Genomic DNA, 8,431 nt, shown 5'->3' on the forward strand with positions numbered 1-8,431 from the left:
GACCGCGTCATCGTTCATCGCGAGCAAGCTCGCTACCACATTGGTTAGGTGTCGATCACAAATACCCTGTGGGAGCGAGCCTGCTCGCGAAGAGGCCCTTAAGGCAACAACACTGTCGAACCCGTCGTGCGTCGCGCCGACAACTCGGTCTGCGCCTTCGCCGCTTCGGCCAATGGATACTTCTGGCTGATGTCCACCTTCAGCTTGCCGCTGATGATCATCTCGAACAATTCATCCGCCATGCGTTGCAGGTTTTCAGCATTGTTGGCGTAAGTCGCGAGGGTAGGCCGGGTCACGTACAACGAACCCTTCGCCGACAGAATTCCCAGGTTCACCCCGTCTACCGCACCCGACGCATTGCCGAAGCTAACCACCAGACCGCGAGGCGCCGCGCTATCAAGCGAAGTCAGCCAAGTGTCCTTGCCCACGCCGTCGTACACCACCGGGACTTTTTTGCCGTCGGTCAATTCCAGTACGCGCTGTGCGACGTTTTCATGACTGTAATCGATGGTCGCCCAAGCGCCGTTGGCCTTTGCCAGTGCGGCTTTCTCCGGTGAGCTGACCGTGCCGATCAACTTCACACCCAAGGCCTTGGCCCACTGGCAGGCCAGGGAACCGACGCCACCCGCGGCAGCGTGGAACAGGATGGTTTCGCCACCTTTGAGTTCATAAGTCTGACGCAACAGGTACTGCACGGTCAGGCCCTTGAGCATTACGCCGGCGGCCTGTTCGAAGCTGATCGCGTCCGGCAGAAGGACCAGGTTGGCTTCCGGCAGCGCGTGAACGTCGCTGTAGGCGCCCAATGGACCGCTGCCATACGCCACGCGATCACCGACCTTGAACCGGGTCACTTCACTGCCCACCGCCTCGACCACGCCCGCGCCTTCCGAGCCCACGCCCGATGGCAGGGCTGGCGGCGCATAGAGACCGCTGCGGTAATAGGTGTCGATGAAATTCAGGCCGATGGCCTTGTTGGTGACGCGAACCTGCTGCGGGCCGGGTTCGGCGGGTTGGTAATCGACATACTCGAGTACTTCAGGGCCGCCATGGGCGCGGAACTGGATACGCTTTGCCATCAGAACTCTCCTTAGGTCTTAGTTACTAGAGTTGTAGCGCGAAGCTCCCTATCGGACTCCGAAGCTTGATCTTCGTCAACTGCGGCAGGCCCATCTGCGATGTTATGCTACGCGCCCATTTGCGCCGGCCCCGCTCCCATGGAACGCCGCGTAGCTTTGCCCGATTCAAGGTGATGACATGACGACCCGCACCGAGGCCGTAAAAGCCTACCTGCTCGACCTGCAAGACCGCATTTGCGCGGCCCTCGAAGCTGAAGACGGCGGCACGCAGTTCGTCGAAGACGCCTGGACCCGGCCTGCCGGCGGTGGCGGTCGCACCCGGGTGATCGAAAACGGCGCGGTCATCGAAAAGGGTGGCGTCAACTTTTCCCACGTCTTCGGCAGCGGTCTCCCACCGTCCGCCAGCGCTCATCGGCCAGAGCTGGCCGGTCGTGGCTTTGAAGCCCTCGGCGTGTCGCTGGTCATTCACCCGCACAACCCGCATGTGCCCACGTCCCACGCCAATGTGCGCTTCTTCATCGCTGAAAAAGAAGGCGAAGAACCGGTCTGGTGGTTTGGCGGTGGCTTTGACCTGACCCCTTATTACGGCAATGAAGAAGACTGCGTGCACTGGCACCGCGTCGCCGAACAGGCCTGCGCGCCGTTCGGTCCGGATGTTTACTCGCGCTACAAGGCCTGGTGCGACAGCTACTTCCACATCAAGCATCGCCACGAGCCGCGCGGCATCGGTGGCCTGTTCTTTGATGACTTGAACGAATGGGACTTCGACACCAGTTTCGCCTTCATGCGTGCCATCGGTGACGCGTTCATCGACGCCTACCTACCGATCGTGCAGCGCCGCAAAAATGATGCGTTTACTGCCAAACAGCGTGAGTTCCAGGAATTCCGCCGTGGGCGCTACGTTGAATTCAACCTGGTCTACGACCGCGGTACGCTGTTCGGTCTGCAATCGGGCGGGCGTACCGAGTCGATCCTGATGTCCCTGCCACCGCAAGTACGCTGGGGCTACGACTGGAAAGCCGAGCCGGGCAGCGAAGAAGCACGGCTGACCGAGTACTTCCTGCAAGACCGCGATTGGTTGGCCAAGGCCTGAACGAGGAATTCTGATGGACCGTTACGTCGTATTCGGTAACCCGATTGGCCACAGCAAGTCGCCGCTGATCCACCGTCTGTTCGCTGAGCAGACAGCTCAAAAACTTGACTACAGCACGTTGCTGGCGCCCCTCGACGATTTTTCCACCTGCGCCCGGACGTTTTTCCTCGAAGGTCGGGGGGCGAATGTGACGGTGCCGTTCAAGGAGGAGGCCTATCGTCTGGCGAACAGTCTGACGGCGCGGGCGCAACGCGCCGGTGCGGTGAACACCCTGAGCAAACTCGCTGATGGCAGCCTGTTGGGCGACAACACCGATGGCGCCGGACTGGTGCGGGACCTGACGGTCAACGCCGGTTTCAGCCTCAAAGGCAAACGCATCCTGCTGCTCGGTGCTGGCGGCGCGGTGCGCGGTGCACTGGAGCCGTTGCTGGCCGAGCAACCCGCTTCGGTAGTCATTGCCAACCGCACGGTGGAAAAAGCCGAACTGTTGGCTGAGTTGTTCGCGGATCTGGGGCCGGTGTCGGCCAGTGGTTTCGATTGGTTGAAGGAATCGGTGGACCTGATCATCAACGCGACGTCCGCCAGTCTGTCAGGGGATGTACCGCCGATTGCCAGCAGTTTGATCGAGCCGGGCAAAACGGTGTGCTACGACATGATGTACGGCAAGGAGCCGACCTCGTTCTGCCGTTGGGCCAGTGAACATGGCGCGGCGGTGTCGATGGATGGCTTGGGGATGCTCGCTGAACAAGCGGCAGAAGCCTTCTATCTGTGGCGCGGTGTGCGTCCGGATACGGCGCCAGTGTTGGCCGAACTTCGCCGACAGTTGGCCCTTTAAAGTCAAAAGATCGCAGCCTGCGGCAGCTCCTACATGGGATAGGCGTTCACTCTGTAGGAGCTGCCGCAGGCTGCGATCTTTTTAGTCTTCGAAACGGATCGGGCATTTCTCCGCGCCTTCAAGCTTGCGCAACTCTTCCACCACCTGCGGCCGCGCGCGCCGCAGGGTCAGGCTGCGATCTTGCCGCAGCAGCCGCCGCGCTTCCTGGTGCAGCATTTCCACGCCTGAATAGTCGATGAAGTTGATCTGCTGCGCTTCGATCACCACGCGCGCGCCGTGCATCCGTTGCAGGCTTACTTGCAGGTAATGGCTGGCGCCGAAAAAGATCGAACCACCAACCCGCAGAATGTCTTCATCCCCATCCCGCCAATGCTGAACCCGCGGTTGCGAGGTGCGTTTGAGGTAGAAGAACAGCGAAGCCAGCACCCCAGCGTAAATCGCGGTCTGCAATTCCAGCAGCAGCGTGGCGACACAGGTCAGCGCCATGACCAGGAACTCGGCGCGGCTGACCCGCAACAACGCTCGAATACCGCGATGATCCACCAGCCCCCAGGCGATCAACAGAATGCTGCCGGCCATGGCCGGGATCGGAATGTGCGCGATCAAATTCGCGCCGAAGATAGCGAACAGCGCCACCCACACCGCCGAAAAAACACCGGCCATCGGCGAGCAGGCACCCGCTTCGTAGCTCAGGCCCGAGCGGGTGAAGGAGCCGGCTGACAGCGATCCGGAAAAAAACGCACCGACCATGTTCGATAAACCCTGGGCGCGGACCTCTTGGTTGGCGTCGAGCAACTGCTGGGAGCGGGCCGACAAGGATCGGGCAATCGACAGACTGGTGACCAGCCCGAGCATGCCCACCGCTACCGCGCTGGGTAGCAAGCGCAGAATCAGGTCCAGATCCAGCGGCAGCGGGCTGAAGGGCGGCAGTCGGCCGACAAACGCGCTGACCAACTTCACATGGCCGAGCATCGATGGCCAAAGCCAGACCAGCAATCCGCTCAGCGCCAGGGTGATCAACAGCGTCGGCCAGCGTGGCAACAGCAGTTTCAACACCACGCCCACCACGACTGTCGCCAAGCCCAGCATTAGCGAAGGTTTATCCACTTCGCCGAGATGACTGAACAGCATCATCAAACTGTTCAGCGCTGTTGCCTGGTTGGGCAATTCCAGCCCCAACAGATTCGGCAGTTGGCCGATGGCAATCACCACCGCCGCGCCGAGGGTGAAACCCAGCACCACCGAGTGCGAGACGAAATTCACCAGGGCGCCGAAGCGCAGCAAACCGAGCAGCCACTGGAAAATGCCGGCAAGCAGCGTCAGCAACAGGATCAGGGTGACGTAGTCCTCTGACGCAGGAACGGCTAGGGGACTGACGCTGGCGTACAAGACAATAGAAATCGCCGCCGTAGGACCGCAGATCAAGTGCCACGAAGAACCCCAGAGACACGCGATCAGCACCGGGATAATCGCAGCGTATAGACCGTATTCAGGTGGGAGACCGGCGATCAGCGCGTAGGCAATGGATTGCGGCAGCGCGAGAATCGCGCCGCTGAGGCCGACGATCAGATCGCGACCGACGCTGGCGCGGGTTTGCCGGGGCATCCAGCTGAGAAAGGGGAAGAGCGAATGGCGGCTTGGAAAGGCCATGGGTCCTCTCGGGTGGGGTTTTGGCGCAAGAGTAGCAGGACAGACACCTGTGGGAGCGAGCTTGCTCGCGATGTGGGCCTGTCAGTCACTCTAATGTTGAATGACACGCCGCTATCGCGAGCAAGCTCGCTCCCACAGGGTTCAGAGTTTGGCTTTTACTGCCGGTAACGCATCTTTCCCATCCACTGTCTTCACCCCGTCCAGCCACTTATCCAGCACAGCCGGATTAGCCTTGATCCATGCCTTGGCCGCATCAGCATTGCTGACCTTCTTGTTCACCACTTCGGCCATGATGCTGTTCTCCATTTCCTGGGTGAAACTCAGGTTGGTGAGCAGTTTGCCGACGTTCGGACAGGCCTGTGCATAACCTTTGCGGGTCAGGGTGTGGACGCTGCCGGTGTCGCCGAAGTATTTCTCGCCGCCCTTCAGGTAATGCATTTTCAGTTGCACGTTCATCGGGTGGGGGGTCCAGCCGAGGAACGTCACGAACTTCTGTTTTTTCACCGCGCGAGACACTTCCGCCAGCATTGCCTGCTCGCTGGACTCGACCAGTTTCCACTGGCCCATGTCGAAGTCGTTCTTCTTGATGATTTCCTGCAAGGAGATGTTGGCGGGAGCGCCGGAGCCGATGCCGTAGATCTTCTTGTCGAACTTGTCGGCGTATTTGTTCAGGTCGGAAAAGTTATGCACACCCGCGTCCCAGACGTAATCCGGGACGGCGAGCGTGAATTCGGTGCCATCCAGGTTCTTCGCCAGTTGAGTGACATCGCCGGTGGCCACGAACTTGTCGTAGAAGCCCTGTTGTGCCGGCATCCAGTTACCGAGAAACACATCGACCTGGCCATCTTTCAAGCCGCCAAAGGTGATCGGCACTGCAAGCGTGTCGACCTTGGCCTTGTAGCCCATGCCGTCCAGCAGAAACCCGGTGATGGCATTGGTGGCGGCAATGTCGCTCCAGCCAGGGTCGGCCATTTTCACCGTCTCGCAACTCTGATCGGCATACGCCGACGCACTGCCCAGAGCCAGAAGCCCGACCGTCATTGCTGTGGATAACCTACGCATGGCATTCCCCTTAACATTATTGGTTTTGGCAGGGTTGTGGATAACGTGCTTTACGCTCCAGATCGTCGAGGTCGATGTGGTTGCGCATGTACTGCTGACTGGCGTCCACCAGTGGCTGATGATCCCAGCTCTTTAGCTTGCCGATGGTTAATGCCTCGGCGACAAAACGTCGGCGTCGCTGGCTGGCGAGCACTTGTTGGTGGATCGCCGGGATATCCCATTTGGCCCGGGCTTCGGCGAGAAATTCATCGAAAAGCGACCTATGTTGCGGCGATTGGCTGAGTTCTTCCAGTTCGCGCGGGTCGTTGTGTACGTCGAAGAGTAGGCAAGGGTCGTCCTCGCTGTAGATGAATTTGTAGTCGCCGCGGCGAATCATCATCAGCGGGCTGATGGTGCCTTCGGCCATGTACTCGCCGAAGACCTCGTCATGACCGCCCTGCCCTTGCAGGTGCGAAACCAGCGAGCGGCCATCCAGCGGCAGCCCCGGCTCCAGCGAACCCCCGGCCAGTTCCACGAAGGTCGGCAACAGATCAGCAGTGGAGACCGCCGCGCTGACCCGGCCAGCCCCGAATTGCCCCGGCGCACTGATCAACAGCGGCACGCGGGCGGCCATTTCGTACCAGTGCATTTTGTACCAGAGACCCCGCTCGCCGAGCATGTCGCCGTGGTCGCCAGAGAACACGATGATGGTGTCGTCGATCAGGCCGGTTTCCTCGAGTGTTTGCAGGAGTTTGCCGACGTTGCTGTCGATATAGCTGCACGCACCGAAATATGCACGACGCGCATCGCGGATCTTATCCACAGGCAGCGGTTTGTCCCACAGGTCGTAAACCTTGAGCAAACGCTGGGAGTGCGGATCAAGTTCGGTCTGCGCCGGAGTTTCGGGTAACGGGATGTCGGCGTCGTTGTACATATCCCAGAAAGCCTTGGGAATGGTGTACGGGTCGTGTGGGTGGGTCATCGAAACGGTCAGGCAAAACGGCTGATCTCCCTCCTCGCGGATGTGATCGAACAAATACTGCTGAGCCTTGAACACCACCTCTTCGTCGAAATCCAGCTGATTGGTGCGCACGCACGGCCCGGCTTGCAACACTGAAGACATGTTGTGAAACCAGGTCGGACGCACGTCTGGTTCGTCCCAGTTCACAGACCAGCCGTAATCGGCCGGGTAGATATCGCTGGTCAGGCGTTCTTCATAGCCGTGCAGCTGATCCGGTCCGCAGAAATGCATCTTGCCCGACAGCGCGGTGCGGTAGCCGAGTCGACGCAAGTAGTGGGCATAAGTCGGTACATCGGCGGGGAAATCGGCCGCGTTGTCGTAGGCGCCGATCTTGCTCGGCAATTGACCGCTGACCAGGGTAAAACGCGACGGCGCGCACAGTGGGCTGTTGCAATAAGCGGCGTCGAACACCACGCCTTCGGCGGCGAGGCGGCTGAGATTAGGCAGTTTGATGGGCGAAGGGCCGTAAAACGGCAACATTGGCGCGGCCATCTGATCGGCCATGATGAAAAGAATATTCTTGCGCTTCATGTGATCGCGGCATTCCATAGTGAATATTTATGCGAGAGTGCTGCGATCGAGCATGTAGCCCATGCAATTTGTGGTAAAGCCCATGCGCGGCAATGACTAGGATAAGCACAGCTTATGTATGACGCCCTTGGTGATTTGTCTTTGGATTTGCTTCGCGCCTTTGAAGCGGCGGCCCGTCAACGCAGCTTTACGGCGGCCGCAGTGGAGCTTGGCACCACGCAACCGGCCATCAGCCAGCAGATCAAACGGTTGGAAGAGCAACTCGGGACGCGGCTGTTCGACCGAATCTATCGCGGCATCGAATTGACCGAGGCCGGGACGATCCTGTTTGAGCAGGTTCAGCTCGGATTGCAGAATATCGATGCAGGATTGAGCGCGATCAGTGCACAGCACCAACATGAAGTGTTGCAGGTCGCCACCGATTTCGCCTTCGCCGCGTATTGGCTGATGCCGCGCTTGCACCGCTTTCATGCCGCCAATCCTCAAGTGGATGTCAGCCTGGTCACCAGCGAACGCAGCCTCAATATGCTGCGCACCGATATTGATGTGGCGGTGTTGTTTGGTGATGGCCGATTCAAGCAGGGCGAAAGCCATTGGCTGTTCAGCGAAGAAGTCTTTCCGGTGTGCAGCCCGCTGCTGTTGAAGGATCGTCCCCTGCCCTTGCCGTCCCAGTCATTGCTCGAGTTCCCGCTGCTGCACCTTCGAGGCGAAAACAGCAGCAACTGGTTCGACTGGAGCGGCGTATTTCGGGAGTTGGGGATTGCTTCGGCACCAGCGCCTGGGCAATTGCGCTTCGACAATTACACGCTGTTGATTCAAGCGGCGATTGGCGGCCAAGGGGTGGCGATTGGGTGGCGGCACCTTGTGGATAACTTGCTGGCGCAAGGTTTGTTGTGCCGACCGATTGCGGAAACGGTCATTTCCAGGCTCGGCTATTACGTGGTCCTGCCTCAGCGAAAACGGCGTGGAGCGCTGATTCAACAGTTTGTGGACTGGCTGATGGCTGAGCAGGCCAGCAGTGCGCAATCGTTGAATGGCCTGCCGCTGCCGTCGATTGCCTTTTGAAGCGAAAAGATCGCAGCCTGCGGCAGCTCCTACAGGGGGGCCGCGCCCGGCAAAGATCGATGCCGATACGCGGAGCCCTGTAGGAGCTGCCGCAGGCTGCGATCTTTACGAGTCTGAAG

At 59.7% G+C, this 8,431-nt stretch carries 7 protein-coding genes; 3 read left to right on the plus strand and 4 right to left on the minus strand.

All coding sequences use genetic code 11. The features are described 5' to 3' along the window. Positions 1-98: 98 nt before the first annotated feature. Positions 99-1,076 carry an NADPH:quinone reductase gene (locus tag WLY71_RS28115; protein WP_347806158.1) on the minus strand — a complete coding sequence of 326 codons (978 nt, stop codon included), beginning with the start codon at positions 1,074-1,076 and terminating at the stop codon, positions 99-101. A 178-nt stretch (positions 1,077-1,254) separates the two neighbouring features. Here WLY71_RS28115 and hemF point away from each other — a divergent pair, with 178 nt between their 5' ends. Beyond that, on the plus strand, positions 1,255-2,169 hold the full coding sequence (hemF, locus tag WLY71_RS28120) for an oxygen-dependent coproporphyrinogen oxidase (RefSeq protein ID WP_149628589.1): 915 nt from the start codon (positions 1,255-1,257) through the stop codon (positions 2,167-2,169). A gap of 13 nt (positions 2,170-2,182) precedes the next feature. Further along, positions 2,183-3,004 carry a shikimate dehydrogenase gene (aroE, locus tag WLY71_RS28125; protein WP_347806159.1) on the plus strand — a complete coding sequence of 274 codons (822 nt, stop codon included), beginning with the start codon at positions 2,183-2,185 and terminating at the stop codon, positions 3,002-3,004. Positions 3,005-3,085: 81 nt separating this feature from the next. On the opposite strand, the gene WLY71_RS28130 is transcribed toward aroE, so the two are convergent. From WLY71_RS28130 to betC, 3 genes are all read right to left on the minus strand, one after another. Beyond that, positions 3,086-4,654, minus strand: a complete 1,569-nt coding sequence (locus tag WLY71_RS28130; protein WP_347806160.1) for a SulP family inorganic anion transporter — start codon at positions 4,652-4,654, stop codon at positions 3,086-3,088. A 141-nt stretch (positions 4,655-4,795) separates the two neighbouring features. Further along, complete coding sequence (gene choX, locus WLY71_RS28135; protein ID WP_347806161.1) at positions 4,796-5,716, minus strand: choline ABC transporter substrate-binding protein; 921 nt, start codon at positions 5,714-5,716, stop codon at positions 4,796-4,798. Positions 5,717-5,732: 16 nt separating this feature from the next. Further along, a complete protein-coding gene (gene betC / locus WLY71_RS28140) occupies positions 5,733-7,247 on the minus strand; it encodes a choline-sulfatase (RefSeq protein ID WP_347806162.1) in 1,515 nt (504 codons plus the stop codon). Positions 7,248-7,361: 114 nt separating this feature from the next. Between betC and WLY71_RS28145 the strand changes: the two genes are divergently transcribed. Further along, positions 7,362-8,312 (plus strand): choline sulfate utilization transcriptional regulator, encoded by a 951-nt coding sequence (locus tag WLY71_RS28145; RefSeq protein ID WP_347806163.1) that lies wholly within the window; start codon positions 7,362-7,364, stop codon positions 8,310-8,312. Positions 8,313-8,431 lie beyond the last annotated feature (119 nt).

Origin of the sequence: Pseudomonas rossensis (assembly GCF_039888995.1) — a bacterium.
In the GTDB taxonomy this organism is placed as follows: Bacteria; Pseudomonadota; Gammaproteobacteria; order Pseudomonadales; family Pseudomonadaceae; genus Aquipseudomonas; species Aquipseudomonas rossensis.

Coding starts and splice junctions, on each gene's coding strand:
- WLY71_RS28115 (WP_347806158.1), bottom strand. CDS start 1,076: ATGGCAAAGCGTATCCAGTTCCGCGCCCATGGCGGCCCTGAAGTACTC.
- hemF (WP_149628589.1), top strand. CDS start 1,255: ATGACGACCCGCACCGAGGCCGTAAAAGCCTACCTGCTCGACCTGCAA.
- aroE (WP_347806159.1), top strand. CDS start 2,183: ATGGACCGTTACGTCGTATTCGGTAACCCGATTGGCCACAGCAAGTCG.
- WLY71_RS28130 (WP_347806160.1), bottom strand. CDS start 4,654: ATGGCCTTTCCAAGCCGCCATTCGCTCTTCCCCTTTCTCAGCTGGATG.
- choX (WP_347806161.1), bottom strand. CDS start 5,716: ATGCGTAGGTTATCCACAGCAATGACGGTCGGGCTTCTGGCTCTGGGC.
- betC (WP_347806162.1), bottom strand. CDS start 7,247: ATGAAGCGCAAGAATATTCTTTTCATCATGGCCGATCAGATGGCCGCG.
- WLY71_RS28145 (WP_347806163.1), top strand. CDS start 7,362: ATGTATGACGCCCTTGGTGATTTGTCTTTGGATTTGCTTCGCGCCTTT.